The sequence below is a fragment of the Pedobacter sp. AK017 genome (genome assembly GCF_014200825.1).
Taxonomy (GTDB): Bacteria; Bacteroidota; Bacteroidia; order Sphingobacteriales; family Sphingobacteriaceae; genus Pedobacter; species Pedobacter heparinus.
Genome location: NZ_JACHCW010000013.1, coordinates 47,648 through 65,452, shown reverse-complemented (window position 1 = coordinate 65,452; position 17,805 = coordinate 47,648). Strand labels below are relative to the sequence as shown.

Genomic DNA, 17,805 nt, shown 5'->3' with positions numbered 1-17,805 from the left:
ATAGAATGACGCTAATATAACCCAAATAACACAATATTGGTTTTTTGTGGAAATACAAAAATAAGGCTCTGAGACCACTTTTAATTTTTTTTAACACTTTTTATATGGTTTTATGATAAAAAAATCCTTCTTTTGAAATATTAACTGATAAATCAAACCACTAACAAACAAACTGATAGGAGAACTCATATAGAAGAAAACATCTACTAAATAATTTTTTAGCAAGCAGCAAGGGAATTTAGTAAGGATACTCCTATGAAATTACAACAATACAGTGATCAGGAATTGATTAAGTTATACCTTAATGGTGATGAGACCGTTTTGGAAGAACTTCTGAAAAGACACAAGTCTAAAATTTACACATCTATATATCTTTTGGTAAAAGATCAGTATTTAGCTGAAGATATATTTCAGGATGCTTTTATAAAAGTGATCAACACTTTACGGTCCGGGCGCTACAATGAGGAAGGCAAATTTTTACCATGGGTGATGCGCATTGCACACAATCTGGTGATAGATTATTTCAGACGTGAAAAACGGGCCCCGGTAATTACAAGTGCCGACGGCACAGACGTTTTTAACCTGCTTCAGTTTCATGAAGAAAGTGCAGAAGATAAAATGCTGAGGGAACAGACCCATTTTGACCTGAGGACAATGATCCATTTATTGCCCGACGATCAGAAAGAGGTTTTAATTATGCGCCATTATGCAGACCTTAGCTTTAAGGAGATTGCAGACCTGACGGAGGTGAGCATAAATACCGCACTTGGGAGGATGCGTTATGCACTGAATAACCTCCGTAAAATGATGAAAGTGAAAGAAATCTCTTAATAAAAGAGCATTATCACCTTAGAAGGGCATTTTTCATTTGTAAAAAATAAATTACAAATAATTATAGTTAGGGTTAAAATAAATTAACAGCAATTGCGTTTATTAATAAAAAAACAATACACGTTATTTGCTTATGATGGAAACCTTTACTTCAATTGACAACTTAAATTACCAGCAACAAAAGCAGGACGGTACTCCTGCAGATGAAACTGAAGGAATCGACGCCATGTTTTATGATCATATTAAAACACAATTGGATTCGCTGAAAAAAGACCCGGCAGATGAAAGCATTGCCAGGATCCTGGCTTACTCAAGAAGCTTGTAATTTAAAAAAGAATTAAGCTGTCGGGAAACCGGCAGCTTTTTTATGACAAAGCATTTCCTCAGCATCCATTGAAAGAACAATATTATTTATCTAAGTTTGCCTATGCTCAAAAAAGAAAGATACCGGCTTTTTGTGGCCCATTTTTCTGCCAGGCAACCCAATGCTGAAACAGAACTACATTACAACAATCCCTTTCAACTGTTGGTTGCAGTGATTTTATCTGCACAATGTACCGACAAGCGCATCAACCAGGTTACCCCTGCCCTGTTCCAGCGTTTTCCAGATGCAAAAGCACTTGCAGAAACGACCCCTGATATAGTATTTGATTACATCAGAAGTGTAAGCTATCCGAATAATAAGGCCAAGCACCTGGTAGGAATGGCCAATATGTTGTTACATGAGTTTAACAATGAGGTACCATCGGATGTTGACCAGCTGCAGAAAATGCCCGGAGTTGGCCGCAAAACAGCCAATGTGATTGCTTCCGTAATTTATAATGCACCCGCAATGGCCGTTGACACCCATGTTTTCAGGGTAGCCAACAGAATAGGGCTAACTAATGGAAAAACCCCCTTAGCAGTAGAAAAAGACCTGGTTAAAAACCTCCCGGAACACACCATCCATATAGCCCACCACTGGTTAATATTGCATGGCAGATATGTATGTGTAGCACGCTCACCTAAATGCAGTATTTGTGAGATCACACATTTTTGTAAATATTATCAAAACAACAATAAAATAACTAAAATAATTAGTGATATTACAGGTCAGGTAAAATAAAACAACTTTATTTATTGATTTAAAATTAAATTACATTATATTTGCTAATATAATTAGCACTAAAGTTAAGCATATAGCTAATGTTTAGCCTAACAAGAATTATAATACTATGAGCACAAACGCAGACAAATTAAAAGCACTACAACTTACTTTAGATAAGTTAGAAAAATCATACGGTAAAGGTACTGTGATGAAACTTGGGGATAATGCTGTAGAGCCTATTGAATCCATTTCTACCGGATCTATCAGCCTTGACATTGCTTTGGGCATTGGGGGTGTACCAAAAGGAAGGATTATTGAGATATACGGGCCTGAATCTTCAGGTAAAACGACCTTAGCTACACACATTATAGCTGAAGCACAGAAAAAAGGTGGTATAGCTGCAATTGTGGATGCGGAACATGCTTTTGATAAAGGCTATGCCAAAAAATTGGGTGTCGATGTAGACAACCTGCTGATCTCTCAGCCGGACAATGGCGAACAGGCCCTGGAAATTGCAGATAACCTGATCCGCTCTGGTGCGATTGATGTAATCGTGATCGACTCTGTAGCCGCATTGGTACCAAAAGCAGAGATTGAAGGCGAAATGGGTGATTCTAAAATGGGCTTACATGCGCGCCTGATGTCTCAAGCCTTACGTAAATTAACAGGAACCATTTCTAAAACCGGATGTTGCTGTATTTTCATCAACCAGCTGCGTGAAAAAATTGGGGTAATGTTTGGTAATCCTGAGACTACAACCGGTGGTAATGCCTTGAAATTCTATGCCTCAGTACGTCTCGATATCCGCAGGACTTCCCAGATCAAAGATTCTGATGAAGTTTCCGGGAACAGGGTAAAAGTGAAAATTGTAAAAAATAAAGTTGCCCCCCCTTTCCGTATTGCTGAATTTGACATTATGTTTGGTGAGGGAATCTCTAAAACGGGTGAGATCATCGACCTGGGTGTTGATTTTAACATCATCAAAAAAGCAGGTTCATGGTTCTCTTACGGTGATACTAAGCTTGGACAAGGTAGAGATGCCGTAAAACAACTGTTAATGGATAACCCGGAATTGTCTGAAGAAATTGAAGCAAAAATACGTGCTGAAGTAACCGGAGAAAAACTGGAAGAAAAAGTTTAAACATCGATTGCCTAGCATAAAAAGGCTGATGGTATAAAAAACATCAGCCTTTTTATTACCTGTAACTCGGTGGCTGCGATTTTAATGTGCTACCCGCCCCTGTTTCCATAAACTTACTGTCATATTTCAGAATAGCAATCAACGCAATCACAGCCATTGCAATCAGCACAAAGAGGCCTATATAATTCTTTTTTTTATCCTTTTTGATCAACCAACCTAAAAAAACTATCAATGGGATTAACAGTAATCCAAAAAAAACATAGCTAGCTGCATTCATAATCTCTTATTTTAAAATTCCATTCGTGAAAGTGGAGCCACATCCTGGCCAACAAAATCACCGTTTAAATATTTATGATATCCTGCAATGGCAATCATGGCAGCATTATCTGTGCAATACTGAAATGCGGGGATATAAACATTCCAACCCTGCTGTCCCGCCATTTTTTGAAGTGCATGTCGCAGGCCACTGTTTGCCGAAACCCCACCGGCTATTGCAATTTCTTTTATTCCATATTGCTGGGCCGCCTTTTTTAATTTATTGAGCAAAATATCAACAATACTATGTTGTACAGATGCGCAGATATCATTTAAATTGCCGGCAATAAAATCAGGATTTTCTTTTTCCTGCGCCCTGATAAAATACAAGATAGCAGTCTTTAAGCCACTAAAACTGTAATTTAAATCTTTTATCTGAGGTTCAGGGAACTTAAAGGCCAGCGGATTTCCTTCTTTTGCATGTTTATCTATCAGTGGTCCGCCCGGATAAGGAAGATTCAGGATTTTGGCAGTCTTGTCAAAAGCCTCGCCAGCAGCATCATCAAGAGTTTCCCCCACGATCTCCATGTCAAAATAACTCCTAATCAATACAATCTGGGTATGCCCTCCCGAAACCGTAAGGCATAAAAAAGGAAATGCAGGTTTGGGATCATCAATAAAATGTGCCAGAATGTGTGCATGCATGTGGTTAACGGCTATTAAGGGCAAATCAAGCGCCAAAGCAAATGATTTGGCAAATGAAACACCAACCAGCAATGACCCCAAAAGACCTGGTCCCCTGGTAAATGCAACGGCACTTAATTCCTTTTTGCTTACTTTAGCATCAGTTAATGCCTGTTGTATAACCGGAACGATATTTTGTTGATGTACCCTTGATGCAAGTTCAGGTATTACGCCACCATAATTTTCATGAATTGTTTGGTTTGCAATAACATTGGCAGTAATTTTGCCGTTGTTACATATAGCAACTGAAGTTTCATCGCAAGAAGATTCTATAGCAAGTATTACAGACACGGTTATTTATAATTAAGCTACAAAACTATTAAAAAACTATTACAAATACTGCTTTGGCTTGTTGCATCGGTAATATTACTTGTTGCGGTCATTCTTTTTGCCCTTCAGTTCAGACCTGTGCAGACCTACGTGGCTAAAAAAGCTGCAGCTTATTTGTCAAAAGAACTGAATACAACCATCTCCTTAAGTGGCATTTACATCAAACCTTTCAAATCTGTTGTGATTGAGGACCTGCTGGTTCTTGATCAGCAAAAGGATACTATACTCAACACACCAAAATTTCTGGTCGACATGAACCGGTTTTCTTTAAAAAACCGTATCATCGCCGTTAATACAATACAAATTAATAACGGCACTTTCTACCTGAAATCATATAAAGACAGGTCTACCAACCTTGATTTCATTATTGACTATTTTGATTCGGGCCCACCCACTGTAAAAAAGAAAAAAAAGCCTTACCAGATTTCCTTCGACAGGATTATCCTGAACAACTTTGGTTTTAAGTATAAAAACTACAGACAAAAGGATACCGCTATGAAAGGTATAAACTTTGACGATGTAGCCCTCAGTAATCTGAATGGAATTTTCGAGAAGCTAAATACAAAAGATCATATCCTGCAAACCAACATAAAGGATCTTACCTTTAAAGAAAAAAGCGGTTTCTATTTAAAAAACCTCACGGCATTTACCACCATTGATACCAATAGCATTGAACTAAAGAAACTGTTGCTGGTAACCAACAAAAGCCGGCTGTCTGATTATTTTCAGATGCGCTTTAAACGCTTTGCAGATTTTGATGATTATATCAATAAGGTAAGGATGAATGCCAATTTTGTAGATAGTCACATTTCATCCCGTGATGTCTCTTTTTTTACTTCCGAACTAGACCAGATGAACCTGGATATTGATATAGATGGCCGAATTACCGGTTTGGTTAATAATTTAAGGGCAAAAAAACTGGCTGTTAAGGCCGGAAAAGCTACCTATATTAAGGGCGATTTTATGTTAAAGGGGCTGCCTTATATCAAGGAAACTTTTATGGACCTGAAGATAGAGATGGCCGGCACAAATAAAACAGACCTGGATGAGATCGTATCCAGTATTACCGGCAAAAATGGAACCGTTGTCCCAAAAGTGGTCAATAAATTTGGAAACATCAATTTCAATGGATCTTTTACAGGCTTTAAAAACGATTTTATTGCTTATGGCGAATTCAAAACCCGCCTTGGCAGATTGGTGTCTGACGTAAACATGAAAATAGACAGGAAGGGAATCCCTTCTTATACAGGAAATGTTAAAACTTACGATTTTGACATCGGTACGCTGATAGACGAAAAAACACTGGGCAGGCTCTCGGCCTCTTTATATGTAAAAGGCCGGGGTACAGAGGTCAACAGTCTTTCTGAAAAACTAAATGGAGATATCGATTATATTGATTTTAACAGCTACAGATATAGAAACGTTAAAATAGATGGCACTTTCGACAAGAAATATTTTGATGGAAGACTCACCATTAACGATAAAAATGTTCAGCTTGCTTTTGATGGCGGTGTTAACCTGAACCCAAAACTTCCAGTGTTCAACTTTAAAGCAACTATAAAAAATGCCAAATTAAGGGCACTCAAATTATATAAGGATTCTTTAAAAATTGATGCTGTATTCAGTACCAACTTTTCTGGTAACAATCTGAACAACATACAGGGAAATCTGAGGCTACAGGAAATAAGATTAGATAATGTTAAAGGGATTTACAACATAGATTCTGTAGAGCTGCAGGCTAGTGGACTGGGCAAAGAACGCAGTTTAACCATAAAATCCGATATATTTGATGCCAGCATTAAAGGTCAGTACGACTTAAATACTATCCCATCCTATTATAAAGCATTGGCTAAAAAGTATATCCCATCTTTAAAAGCTGATATTGTAAAGTATGGGGATCAGATATTTCAGTTTAACCTCGTTATAAAAAGATTTGAACCTATTGCCGAATTACTGGTACCCGGACTGGAAATTGAAGATCAGGCCATATTGACCGGCAATTTCGATTCTCCAAACAATACTGCCACTTTAAATGGTTTTATCAAAAAACTTAAGTATAAAGGGATAGTTGTAAACAACATCATTATTGACGAAAATACAAGTACGAATCAGCTGCAGGCCATTTTTACCTCAGACAGGGTTGACCTGAACGACAGTCTGCATATTAAAAATGTAAACATCTCCAATATATTGCGGAATGACAGCCTCTCCTTAAACGTTAAGCTTTCTAACGAGGATGATGTTAACCAACTGGATTTAAATGGACTGATTGAATTTGCCAGTGATACAACTGCACGCATAAGTATACTTCCTTCTATTTTGGTTGTCAACAACGAAGAATGGAAAATCCAGGAAAAAGTGAGGATAAATTTTCATGAAGGAAAAACGGAGATCAGCAATTTTGACCTTAACAATGGCCGGCAGCTGCTTACTTTGGATGGAACACTGTCAAGTGACCCTAAAGATCTGCTACTGGTAGGTTTTAAAGATTTTAGCCTGACTACATTAAATCCTTTTGTGAAAACACTTGGACTAAAATTGAGCGGAAATGTAAACGGTGAAACAAAACTAGCCAACATTCTTAAATCGCCCGAAATTCATGATAACCTTAAAATCGATTCTCTGGTTTTTAATGACACTTACATCGGGACCTTGACAGACACGTCATCGTATGACAAGGCTAAAAATACAGCCAATATATACACCAAAATTGTGACTACAGACAGAGAAACTTTAAGGGCCACCGGAAATCTGGACCTTGAAAAAAAGGAAATTGACCTGAAAGTAAGGCTGGATAAAAGTGAGCTTGCTGTTTTTGAGCCCTTCATTAATAACCTGGTATCAGATCTGAAAGGTCATGTCTCCTCTGATCTGACTGTGACCGGTCCTTTTGACAAACCATCAATTAAAGGAAGCCTTACACTGGATGAGGCTGCCATGACCATCAATTACCTTAAAACAAGATATACAATTTCTGATGAGGTTGGGGTTAACAATAGTGTGATTGACATTAACGACCTCAAATTGTTGGATACAGATAATAATGAAGCGATAGCAAATGGAACAGTGGATTTAAATGACATCAATAACCCTACGCTTGATGTTGTTGTAAATGCCACCAATTTCATGGCCTTAAACACGACCGAGAAAGATAATTCCCTCTATTTCGGAGAAGCTTATGCCACTGGTACTTTTAAATTTAAAGGTCCGACAAATAAAATGTTTATTGACATTGATGCTAAAACAGAAAAGGGAACTGTATTTAATTTACCCTTAAATAGCTCTGAAACTGTTTCAAGTAAAGACTTTATCACTTTTATAAGTAAAGACACTGCCAGCTATGTAAAAAAACAGACCAGTTTTGATGGCCTGACCATGAGCTTAAAACTAAATGTAGATGCCAATAGTACTGCAAATATTTTTACAACATTGGGTAACCTGAGTGGTAAAGGTTATTCAAAAAACCTGGCCCTTAAAATCAATAGCTTCGGCGATTTTGAAATGTCGGGCGACTATATCATTGAAAGTGGCAGTTTTGATTTTACAGCTCAGGAAGTCATTAATAAGAAGTTTACCATCCGACAGGGGGGAACAATCAGGTGGACAGGAAACCCCTCTGCTGCGCAGATCAACTTAAAAGCTATTTATGCACTCAGGGCGAGCACCAGCGATCTTTATGCGGCTGCCAACAGAGAAAGCAGTAACGCCAATCAAAGGGTGCTTACTGAGGTTGAAATGGGCCTTACCGGCCTGCTATTAAAACCTGACATTAAACTGGATGTTTTTTTTCCTTCCAATCCTGCTATTAAAGAAGAAATGCAGACGTATTTTAATGATGATAACAACCGGAACCTGCAGGCCTTAAGTCTGATTATCAGACGTAGTTTTGCGCCCGGAAGTGGAAAAGAAGACCTAGGCAAACAGTTAAAATCCGGAGTAGCCAGTACGGCAACAGAATTACTGTTTAACCAGTTTAACAATGTACTTTCCTCACTGAACCTGGATTTCGTAGACATCAACATCCGTTCGTTGAGCGAGGCCAATGCATCCTTCAGGTTTTTTCAGGACAGGATTGTTTTAAATGCAGGGATTGTAGATAAGAACAGCACCAACGATCTGTCGCCAATTGGTTTTTCAAGAGACAATGTAGGTAGTGAAGTTGAGGTGCTGGCACTGATCAAGAAAGATGGTACACTGGTAGGTAAGCTGGCCAATAAACCTCCAACACAGCAAAGCATTTTCAACACCGGCATACAAAACACCAATGTAACCTCTTTGGGTCTGATCTATACCCAGCAATTTGACAGCTTCAGGGAATTTGTTCAAAAAATCTCCGGAAAACTGCGCAGGGAAGAAAAACAAAAGAAACTGGAACTTGAAAAAAAGACGGCAGAAGAGGAAAAAAAACCTTCTGCCGTCCAGCCTCCCCAAAATAAGGAGGGTATAATAAATAATCAGAAAAATCCTAAAAGGAAATAATTAGCCTTTCATAATCTGATGGCCCATCTTATCCCGCTTTGTTTTTAAGTAAAGCTCATTGTGGACATTGCTCTCTATTTCAATAGGAATGTTCTCCACAATCTCCAGACCATAACCAATTAAACCTGCCCGTTTTGTAGGGTTATTAGACATTAAGCGCATTTTGGTTACCCCCTGCGCCCTTAATATCTGAGCCCCAACACCATAATCCCGTTCATCTCCTTTAAATCCTAGTTTAATATTGGCTTCAACGGTATCAAAACCCGCATCCTGAAGATTATAAGAACGCAATTTATTGATCAGGCCAATTCCCCGGCCCTCCTGGTTCATGTAAACCACTACCCCTTTGCCTTCTTTATCGATCATTTCCAAAGCTTTGTGCAGTTGCGGACCGCAATCGCAGCGGCATGATCCAAAAATATCTCCTGTAACGCAGGAACTGTGCACTCTGGCCAGTACAGGCTCATCGGCAGCCCATGTTCCCTTACTGATAGCCAGGTGAGTTGCATAGTTGTCTATCTGTGTATAAGCTGTCATCTTGAAATCGCCCCACTGAGTTGGCAAATTAATCGTAACTTCTTCCTTAATCAAGCTCTCTTTGCTCAGTCTGTAGGCAATAAGGTCCTTTATGGATATGATTTTAAGCTGATGTCTTTCTGCAATCTTAATCAGATCCGGAAGCCTGGCCATTTCCCCATCTTCTTTTAATATTTCTACCAGCACTCCTGCCTCTTTCATTCCTGCCAGTCTGGCCAGGTCAGTAGAAGCTTCTGTATGGCCAGCGCGTCTTAAAACGCCCCCATCTTTTGCCCTTAACGGAAAAATATGTCCTGGTCTGCCCAGTTCTGAAGGATCTATTTTAGGATCGATCAGTGCAAGTATAGTTTTTGATCTGTCAGATGCTGAAATTCCGGTTGTACAACCATGACCAAGCAAATCGACGGATACCGTAAAATTTGTTTCATAGGCAGCAGTATTTTTCCCAACCATAGATTCTAAACCCAGTTCATCGCATCTTTGCTCAGTTAGCGGTGCACATATTAATCCACGGCCATAGGTAGCCATAAAGTTAATTACCTCTGGCGTCGCATTCTCTGCGGCGGTTAAAAAGTCTCCTTCGTTTTCGCGGTCTTCATCGTCGACAACAATAATAACCTTCCCTGCTTTTATATCCGCAATAGCATCTTCTATTGCATCAAGTTTAATTTCCATTTTATGAGTATATCAACCTTCAAATCACCGATTTGAAGGTTCATTTAAATTACAATACAAAGTTACAACCTTCAAAGACAATTTTATGTCTTAAATATCATAAATAAGTAATGAATAAATTATACCTGCTTAAACCTTTTCCGCAGACACTTTTGACTTATTCTTTTTAAAGAAATTGATAATGAGCTGCTTAAAATAATTTACATCAAATAAGGCCGAATCTACGGTTGCTTTATAGGTTAAAAATGCACCCAAAGGAGATAAAATAATAAATGCAAGCCACATTCCGAAAAAGGGGGTTAGTGAGCCCTGGGTTGCCGACTTCTCTGAAACTGTAGCAATAATATGGTAAAAAAGGAAAAATACAATGGCCATTACAACAGGCAAACCCAGTCCCCCTTTTCTAATAATGGCCCCTAGCGGTGCCCCAATAAAGAATAGCAACAAACACGAAGCCGCCAGGGTAAACTTCTTCTGGAATTCAATCTCTACCTTTATAATGTTCCTTACACGGTCTGCATGGTCCTGAAGTCGGCCTGATGTAGTTTGCAAAATAGAATTTGCCTGATCCAGGGCATTTTGAAGAACGGTTAGGCGTTGAGCTTTAGGGATCGTGTTCAATACAGTTCCTTCAATTTTTTTTGCTTTGATTTTAACTTTTGTATAGCCTTTGGTATAATTATTCTGTTTGTAATAACTGCTCAGATTTAACGCAGCAAACTTGTTTACACTATCCAGTTCCCGAGTTAGTGAATCCTTCTTTTTTGTGAGCCCCTTTAGGTTAAGCATTTGCGTATTCCCTCTAAAACCCTCTTCATCGGTACGGTTCATCTTAAAACTGGATATGTCAAACTTCTGGTCAGTTTCTTTAAACCGCATCCTGGTTAATTCCTGTCTTGGGTTATAGGAAGAACTTTTACCATTTGATTCCTCATATCTTACTCCATCATGTAAAGTTAGCAGCAGATAATCATCATTTTTTGACATCTTCCCACTCTTGGCAATGATGATCTTTGCAATTCCGTTGTTGCTGGTATGGTCATAGATCATTACATTGTGTAAAGAGATGCCATCACTTCCCTTCTTGTCTACCCGAATGGAATATCCCGGGATGCTATTGTTAAAGACTCCCTCTTTAATTAAAAAAGACAGTTTTTTATTCCTGATATCCCACAATAAAGAACCAAACTTTAGATTTGCTTTTGGCAACATGTATTCAGAAAACAGAAAAGAACTGATGGCCAGAAAAATAATGAGTACCAGCAGGGGCATCATGGCTTTTTGTAAAGATACCCCGGCCGATTTGATGGCGACCAGCTCATAGTTCTCTCCTAGCGTGCCAAATGTCATGATAGAAGATAATAATATTGAAAGTGGAAGTGCCATTGAAACATTTGCAGCAGATGCATAATACATCAATTCCAGTATTACGTACCACTCAAAGCCCTTTCCAATCAAGTCGTCAACGTACTTAAATAAAAAAAGCATTAATAAAATAAACATCACTATAAAAAAAGTGACGAAGAAGGGCCTTATAAATGCTTTGACAAGTAGTAAATGAATCTTTTTCAATATACAAATGTAGGCAAAGCCAGCGAAAATTTAAGCACCTAATACACTATGGAGATAGTTGATCTGGTTATCCCAGATTTGTGTACGTTCGGCAAGCGTATCATCGGTAGCAAAATCGGTGATGGCCAGTGCCACATCATTGGTCAGTTCGTCCTGAACAATTTCCATTTCAAAATAACAATGCGGTTCATCATCAACCCATTTAAATTTAACCAGCTTATTTTCTTTTATGCTTAACAACTTTGCTTTTTGTATTTCATCATCCCATGTAAATGTATATACCTGATCACGGAAAATTACATCGTCGGCAAACCATTGCGATAAGCCATTGGGCTCACTGATAAAGCTAAATAAAATACGTGGAGACGATCTCAATTCATATTCTAAGGTAAATTTTTTCTTTTCTGACATCGTTAAGCACTTATATCCTGAATTTTTTAGACTATTTTTAACATTTGTTTCTAAAGAAAAGTAATTTATTCTATATTTGCAACTCTTTACAAAAAAGACCTCCCGGCGGGGTAGCTCAGATGGTTAGAGCGCAGGATTCATAACCCTGAGGTCGGCAGTTCGATCCTGCTCCCCGCTACTGATAAAAGCTCACTAAAAAGTGGGCTTTTATTGTTTTAAGGGTCTTTTAGAAGCTCTTACGCGTATGCTCAAATAAAGCTTTTCAGAATATTTACAGCAGTCGGAAAACAGATGAGACAGTTGCCGAGCACCCCCACACAACTTGTTCCAAATACGCCGGGCTTTAAACATAATATTATCAATACCTCATAAAATTCTCTACATTATGGCAGAAACAAAAGGGCAAAAATTTAACGATATTTATAAGAACTGATGGGGATGTAAAAGTATCTTCAGTGAAATCAAGTGTCTAATGCCTGAAAAATATCCTTGTCATAAAACCCTTGTGCAATAAAAGCCTTTTCAAGTTGTTCCCACGATCGTCCTCCTACCAGAGCATATTTAACTCCTGATTGATGTAAAGCCCATGACATAGCGATATGCTCCATACTATAACCAGTAAGAAGAGAAACTTTTCTAAGGCATTCACATTTTTTTAATGCCTGATCAGTAAAATATATTTTCTGATGTCCGGGGACTACCCTGAAACGAGAGTCATCCGGCATGCTGTTTGTATATTTTCCAGTAAGAAAACCAGCGCCAAGTGGACTGTATGTAACAATATCTATTTGATTTACATTACAAACATCCATTAACTTTTTAGTTAAATCGCTAACAGCAAGATTATGATTATTCTGAATATATTTAAATGACATCAGGCCATTTAATTGCTGCAATTGAATCACTTCTTCCAGCTGGTCTGCAGTAAAATTACTGGCACCAAGCGCATTTGCTTTCCCTTGTTTTACACATTTATCAAGCGTCCTTAACACCTCCAAATTTTTAACAGAGCCATCCCAGGAGTGGAGGTAAAATATGTCCAGGGTATCCTTTTCTAAACGATTAAGGCTTTCGTCTATTGACTTGAGAATACTTTGAGCAGAGTAAGGTGGTGAAACTTTTGTAGCCACCCGCACCTGGCTTTGGTCTGGCTGCCGCGAAGCCAGCCAGCTGCCTATAATAGATTCAGATGCCCCATGATGATAAGCTGCAGCGGTATCAAAAAGTTTAATGCCTCTACCCAGCGCATAATCCATCATACTAAAAGCACTCAGCCGATCGATTTCTCGCCCAAAAGTTACACAGCCTAATCCAATATCAACTCTTCTATCCCCAATCATCCTTAAAAAATATTAATGCATTTCCTTAAGTACTTTTTGAGCTTTATGCAATGCAAATTCTATATCCTCCTCCCGATGTGCTGCACTGATATACCATAACCCACGACCAATAATCCTTACCCCCTCATTGTGCATACCAGAAATGAATTTTCCTAATTTTAAGCGATCAGATTGAAGTGTATCCCGATAATCCTTTATCTGATCCAACTGCGTAAAAGCAATGCTAAACATAGGCCCAGGTCCCTGGACAAGTAATTGCTTACCTGTATCTTTCGCCGCTTTACACAAGCCTTCCATTAACCTCTCACCCAGCAAAAACATATTTTCATATGGATTTTCGCGTTCCAGCACCTGAATTGTAGCCAATGCCGCTGCTATAGAGGCATTTCCCGAATTCATGGTACCAGCATGAATTACGCGTGAATCGGCAATTAAACGCATCCATTCATTTTTTCCAGCCACCACACTAATTGGATAACCGCTCCCCATTGCTTTCGCAAAAATAGACAGGTCCGGACTGATATTAAAATAACGCTGTGCACCACCTAGCGATAGTCGAAAGCCAGTGATCACCTCATCAAAAATAAGCGCAATCCCAAATCTGTCGCAAAGATCCCGCATACACTGTAAAAACCCATTATCTGCAACGATACAGCCATTATTACACATCACCGGCTCGGTAATAATTGCAGCCAGTTCATGGTGATGTTGCTCAACAGTTGCGATCAATAACTCAGGATCGTTCCAGGGGATGATCAAAAATTCTTCCCGGGCACGGGCTGGCAGGCCTTCAGACCAGGGATATACCTCTGGATTTTCCCTGATGCCTAAAAATCCATCAGGACCGGCAGATATGCCCCAACTTACATTGTCCAGCCAACCATGATAATGTCCCTCAAAACGCAGAAACTTTTGTTTACCTGTTTTAGCTCTGGCCACGCGAAATGCCGTTTGAACAGCTTCAGAACCATCTAAACAAAACCTCATCAGCTCGGCGGAAGGAATGAGCTCCTGGATTTTTTCAGCCAATTCCAGCTCGCGAATGTGTTGCCCTGCAAAAAGTTGCCCTAGCTCCGAATAATCATTTATCGCGTGCAGTACTTCCGGATGGGAATGTCCCAGAATGAGTGGCCCCTGGCTTAAAGTAAAATCAAGATACTCGTTCCCATCCACATCATAAACCTTAGCTCCCCTTCCATGGGTATAGAACAGTGCATGTGGATGATTATACTTTCTGAACTCTGAGGAAACACCTCCGGCCAATACCTTTTTTGCCCTCGCTAATAAAGCGCCAGATTCGATATATTTCTTATTTTCCATTGATATAAAATTTCAAATTATGTTGTCAAGTTTTTATTGATTTTCGCCTGAGTTTATCTGTTTTGGCCTCGCCATAAACAAAAGAGCCGCGCATATCAGCATCGTTAAGGCAGCAAACTGATATACACTGCTCAGGTTTACATTCGAATCGCGTAAGGCACCTCCGGCAAATAAGCCTATACCACCAACAATACAGCTAAACATATTAAAGATACCGTAACCCGTGGCGCGGTAACGATCGTCCACAACCATACAAAGTATCGGCATCATATTGGTGTCGCAAAATGCCCTGGTTAACGCATAAAACACGAAGAATAAAATCGCGAGCGACAATACCGTAGTGCTGCTTGCAAAAAAAATACAGGGTGCGGATATACAGAGACCAATAAGCGGCACATAAATTCGTGCCCGGGGATTTACTCTGGCCCATTTGTCTGCCAGATAGCCACCTAGCAATACACCCACCAATGAAGCAGGATACAGATAGCCAGTGGCATAAAGACCTGCAAGCGCCTGCGACAGGTCAAAATGTTCCTTATAATAAGTGGGAAGCCAGCCCATAACACTCCAGCTAACCACACCAAGCAAACTCCAGTAAGCCAACAGGATATTAAATGCTTTGCCTGTAAACAATGCCTTAATACCCTGAAAGAAACTAACATTTGTATTTATCGCTGCCAGCGGCTTTGACATTACCTCGCTGCTCTTTGGCACATCTCTTAAGATGAACAATAGAACAAACGTATATACGATTCCGGCACCTCCTAAAATAGTAAATGCAGTGGTCCAGGCATACTTTTCAGCAATCCAGCCACCCAAAAACCCCAGACTCTGGCCAATCATAATACCTGCCATATGAAAACCCGTTGCCAGCGACCTGGTTGGCCCTCGGTGGTAATCCGTAATTAAAGCCAGGGCAGCAGGAATATAACAGGCTTCACTGATTCCCATTAATGCTCTAGTTGCCAGCAACTGATCAAAAGTTGTGGCATGCGAAGTAAGCCAGGTTACTGCCGACCACACAAACAAACTCAGCATAATTACCAGGCTCCTGTTAAACCTGTCCGCCAGGTAGCCCGCCACCGGACTTGCAAAACCATATACCCATAAAAACACGGATGTTAACAGCCCAAACTGAGCATCAGTCATGGGAAGATCTTCTATAATGGACGAGCGCATGGTCGTAATAACAGTACGATCCAGATAGTTTAAACATCCCACTATGCATAACAACGCTACAACCAGCCATGCCCTTGACGGCAATTTAGATTCCTTACCTGTTATTTCTGTTGCTATATTCATGTATTTATTACTTAAAAAAAAATTAGCACTACCAACTTGTCCAACCACCGTCTACCAGCAAATTATGCCCTGTTATATACGCCGAGGCTTCTGAAGCCAGAAAAATGACAGGGCCTTTGATGTCATCATCTTCCGCAAACCTCCCCAGTGGGGTCAGCTTCTTATAGTTCTCTACAAATTCGTTTTGTCCAATAAGTTCCGCCACCCCAGGGCCATACCCCCCCGGACTGATGCAATTGGCTCTGATATTAAACTTGCCATAAAAATTTGCAAGCCATTTAGTAAAACCAACCATTCCCCATTTATCATAGGTGTAGTTTAAAGGACTTGTCATCCCTGTATCGCCATAAACTCCAAAGTTTGGCCCCACAACTCCCTGTATAGAGCCAATGTTGATAATGTTACCAGAGCCCCGCGCTTTCATTTCCAAAACCACCGCTTGGGTTATTAGCATTAGTCCTGTGGAGTTGATTTGCTGCGAACATTCCCATTCTGTTTTGCTCACCTCCTCTAAATCTTTAAACCCCTCCCTGGATACCGCATTGTTTACCAGTATATCTATTTGTCCATGTCTTTCGATGATCTTTTTTGTAAAATCCCGAATGCTTTGTTCGTCCGCCATATCCAGGAACATTCCCTCCGCTTTTAAGCCTTGTAGCCTAAGCGTCATTGCATAGGCATCGCATTTTTCCAGATCGCGAGAAGCCACAAGGACCAACGCGCCAGCTTCAGCCAGTGCTAATGAAATAGGCTTCCCATACAATCCCGCACCACCTGTTACGATGGCCACTTTGCCATCCAGCTTAAATATTTTCATCTTAATTATGATTTAATTGCTCCAAAGTCCTGGTGTAATCATCACTTCTGGCACATCTGTAAATAATTCATTAATTGATTTTTTAACCTCATCCGGAATAGGCATTGCCCTTAAAAGCTCAACATTTTCCTCTACCTGTTTGGCACTTACTGCTCCAAATACGATACTGGTAATCCCTTCCAGTCCGTTTACATAAGAAAAAGCCAATTCTGCTACACTCCTATCCGCTTGCAAGGCAAGTTCCTTAAGCTTATCTATATAGGGACCCGCAGCAGCCAATTTGCCTTTTAAATTTTCTTTTGGTACAAAGAACAATCCCTGTAAAAATACACTACGTGCAAATACAATCTTTTTTTTCAATTGCATACGTGCCAACAGTCCATTAACAACTATTCGCTGGTCAAATACATTTACCGGCACCTGTATGGCATCCATCACGGGGTGCTGAAGGAATTCTTCCGCCTCATCCGGATGGTTTACCGAAATCCCTGCCAGGTCAATAAGCCCATCCTCTTTCAAACTTTCAAAAATTTCAGGCAATACCCTCATTACCTGGCCCATTGGCTCATCCATCGTCTTATGTAGTAAGCAAACCGGGATACGCTCAAGCCCCAGGAAATGTAATGACGACTTAACACTGTCGTATACCTGGGCCCTTACCTTATCCGGATTTAACAAATTCTCTTTACCAATTCTAAATTTTGTAACCAGGTTCACCTGAGCTGTATTTGCTGTACGCTTTAAAAAATCACCGATCAACAGCTCTGCATCACCATAATCCCTTGCTGTATCTATAGTATTAATCCCTAAGCTTAAAGCTTTAGCAAGTATATCGGAACTATCAGATTTTCCGGGTTTACCTTTATTGTTAGATATGCCATAATCCAGGCCTAACGCTACCGTCCCCAAAGCCAGTTTCGAAAATTTATAACCTCTTAATTCCTGATATTCCATAACTATCCTT

General features: G+C 39.7%; 15 protein-coding genes and 1 tRNA gene. 6 read left to right on the top strand and 10 right to left on the bottom strand.

Translation table 11 applies throughout. The features are described 5' to 3' along the window. Positions 1 to 255 precede the first annotated feature (255 nt). From HDC92_RS18100 to recA, 4 genes are all read left to right on the top strand, one after another. Positions 256 to 831: an RNA polymerase sigma factor gene (locus HDC92_RS18100; RefSeq protein ID WP_015809354.1), complete on the top strand. Its 576-nt coding sequence runs from the start codon at positions 256 to 258 to the stop codon at positions 829 to 831. Between the two features lie 133 nt (positions 832 to 964). Beyond that, complete coding sequence (locus tag HDC92_RS18095) at positions 965 to 1,156, top strand: hypothetical protein (protein WP_015809355.1); 192 nt, start codon at positions 965 to 967, stop codon at positions 1,154 to 1,156. Between the two features lie 102 nt (positions 1,157 to 1,258). Beyond that, complete coding sequence (gene nth, locus HDC92_RS18090) at positions 1,259 to 1,936, top strand: endonuclease III (RefSeq protein WP_183876556.1); 678 nt, start codon at positions 1,259 to 1,261, stop codon at positions 1,934 to 1,936. A 109-nt stretch (positions 1,937 to 2,045) separates the two neighbouring features. Then, a complete protein-coding gene (gene recA, locus HDC92_RS18085) occupies positions 2,046 to 3,059 on the top strand; it encodes a recombinase RecA (RefSeq protein WP_015809357.1) in 1,014 nt (337 codons plus the stop codon). A gap of 55 nt (positions 3,060 to 3,114) precedes the next feature. Here the strand turns inward: recA and HDC92_RS18080 are convergent, their stop codons facing one another. After that, positions 3,115 to 3,336, bottom strand: a complete 222-nt coding sequence (locus HDC92_RS18080) for a hypothetical protein (protein WP_015809358.1) — start codon at positions 3,334 to 3,336, stop codon at positions 3,115 to 3,117. An 11-nt stretch (positions 3,337 to 3,347) separates the two neighbouring features. Beyond that, positions 3,348 to 4,349: a tRNA (adenosine(37)-N6)-threonylcarbamoyltransferase complex transferase subunit TsaD gene (tsaD, locus tag HDC92_RS18075; RefSeq protein ID WP_015809359.1), complete on the bottom strand. Its 1,002-nt coding sequence runs from the start codon at positions 4,347 to 4,349 to the stop codon at positions 3,348 to 3,350. Between the two features lie 117 nt (positions 4,350 to 4,466). Here tsaD and HDC92_RS18070 point away from each other — a divergent pair, with 117 nt between their 5' ends. Then, a complete protein-coding gene (locus HDC92_RS18070) occupies positions 4,467 to 8,867 on the top strand; it encodes a translocation/assembly module TamB domain-containing protein (RefSeq protein ID WP_183876554.1) in 4,401 nt (1,466 codons plus the stop codon). Here the strand turns inward: HDC92_RS18070 and HDC92_RS18065 are convergent, their stop codons facing one another. The 3 genes from HDC92_RS18065 to HDC92_RS18055 form a co-directional block, all read right to left on the bottom strand. Beyond that, entirely contained in the window at positions 8,868 to 10,079 is a 1,212-nt protein-coding gene (locus HDC92_RS18065; protein ID WP_183876552.1) for a bifunctional 3,4-dihydroxy-2-butanone-4-phosphate synthase/GTP cyclohydrolase II, read from the bottom strand. It lies immediately after the preceding gene. 129 nt (positions 10,080 to 10,208) lie between these two features. Further along, positions 10,209 to 11,651 carry an LptF/LptG family permease gene (locus HDC92_RS18060; protein WP_015809362.1) on the bottom strand — a complete coding sequence of 481 codons (1,443 nt, stop codon included), beginning with the start codon at positions 11,649 to 11,651 and terminating at the stop codon, positions 10,209 to 10,211. A 30-nt stretch (positions 11,652 to 11,681) separates the two neighbouring features. Then, a complete protein-coding gene (locus HDC92_RS18055; RefSeq protein ID WP_015809363.1) occupies positions 11,682 to 12,062 on the bottom strand; it encodes an START-like domain-containing protein in 381 nt (126 codons plus the stop codon). Positions 12,063 to 12,166: 104 nt separating this feature from the next. On the opposite strand from HDC92_RS18055, the gene HDC92_RS18050 reads away from it, so the two are divergent. Continuing rightward, positions 12,167 to 12,240: transfer RNA gene (locus tag HDC92_RS18050), tRNA-Met, on the top strand. Positions 12,241 to 12,523: 283 nt separating this feature from the next. On the opposite strand, the gene HDC92_RS18045 is transcribed toward HDC92_RS18050, so the two are convergent. The 5 genes from HDC92_RS18045 to HDC92_RS18025 are packed head-to-tail and all read right to left on the bottom strand — an operon-like array spanning position 12,524 to position 17,795. Next, positions 12,524 to 13,402, bottom strand: a complete 879-nt coding sequence (locus tag HDC92_RS18045; protein ID WP_183876550.1) for an aldo/keto reductase — start codon at positions 13,400 to 13,402, stop codon at positions 12,524 to 12,526. 12 nt (positions 13,403 to 13,414) lie between these two features. Continuing rightward, positions 13,415 to 14,722, bottom strand: a complete 1,308-nt coding sequence (locus HDC92_RS18040; protein ID WP_183876548.1) for an aspartate aminotransferase family protein — start codon at positions 14,720 to 14,722, stop codon at positions 13,415 to 13,417. A 33-nt stretch (positions 14,723 to 14,755) separates the two neighbouring features. Continuing rightward, on the bottom strand, positions 14,756 to 16,024 hold the full coding sequence (locus tag HDC92_RS18035; RefSeq protein WP_015809366.1) for a spinster family MFS transporter: 1,269 nt from the start codon (positions 16,022 to 16,024) through the stop codon (positions 14,756 to 14,758). 28 nt (positions 16,025 to 16,052) lie between these two features. After that, a complete protein-coding gene (locus HDC92_RS18030; protein WP_015809367.1) occupies positions 16,053 to 16,841 on the bottom strand; it encodes an SDR family oxidoreductase in 789 nt (262 codons plus the stop codon). A gap of 12 nt (positions 16,842 to 16,853) precedes the next feature. Then, positions 16,854 to 17,795 carry an aldo/keto reductase gene (locus HDC92_RS18025; protein WP_183876546.1) on the bottom strand — a complete coding sequence of 314 codons (942 nt, stop codon included), beginning with the start codon at positions 17,793 to 17,795 and terminating at the stop codon, positions 16,854 to 16,856. Positions 17,796 to 17,805: the final 10 nt, after the last annotated feature.

Coding starts and splice junctions, on each gene's coding strand:
- HDC92_RS18055 (WP_015809363.1), bottom strand. CDS start 12,062: ATGTCAGAAAAGAAAAAATTTACCTTAGAATATGAATTGAGATCGTCT.
- HDC92_RS18035 (WP_015809366.1), bottom strand. CDS start 16,024: ATGAATATAGCAACAGAAATAACAGGTAAGGAATCTAAATTGCCGTCA.
- HDC92_RS18040 (WP_183876548.1), bottom strand. CDS start 14,722: ATGGAAAATAAGAAATATATCGAATCTGGCGCTTTATTAGCGAGGGCA.
- HDC92_RS18095 (WP_015809355.1), top strand. CDS start 965: ATGATGGAAACCTTTACTTCAATTGACAACTTAAATTACCAGCAACAA.
- HDC92_RS18065 (WP_183876552.1), bottom strand. CDS start 10,079: ATGGAAATTAAACTTGATGCAATAGAAGATGCTATTGCGGATATAAAA.
- HDC92_RS18080 (WP_015809358.1), bottom strand. CDS start 3,336: ATGAATGCAGCTAGCTATGTTTTTTTTGGATTACTGTTAATCCCATTG.
- HDC92_RS18100 (WP_015809354.1), top strand. CDS start 256: ATGAAATTACAACAATACAGTGATCAGGAATTGATTAAGTTATACCTT.
- recA (WP_015809357.1), top strand. CDS start 2,046: ATGAGCACAAACGCAGACAAATTAAAAGCACTACAACTTACTTTAGAT.
- HDC92_RS18030 (WP_015809367.1), bottom strand. CDS start 16,841: ATGAAAATATTTAAGCTGGATGGCAAAGTGGCCATCGTAACAGGTGGT.
- nth (WP_183876556.1), top strand. CDS start 1,259: ATGCTCAAAAAAGAAAGATACCGGCTTTTTGTGGCCCATTTTTCTGCC.
- HDC92_RS18045 (WP_183876550.1), bottom strand. CDS start 13,402: ATGATTGGGGATAGAAGAGTTGATATTGGATTAGGCTGTGTAACTTTT.
- HDC92_RS18025 (WP_183876546.1), bottom strand. CDS start 17,795: ATGGAATATCAGGAATTAAGAGGTTATAAATTTTCGAAACTGGCTTTG.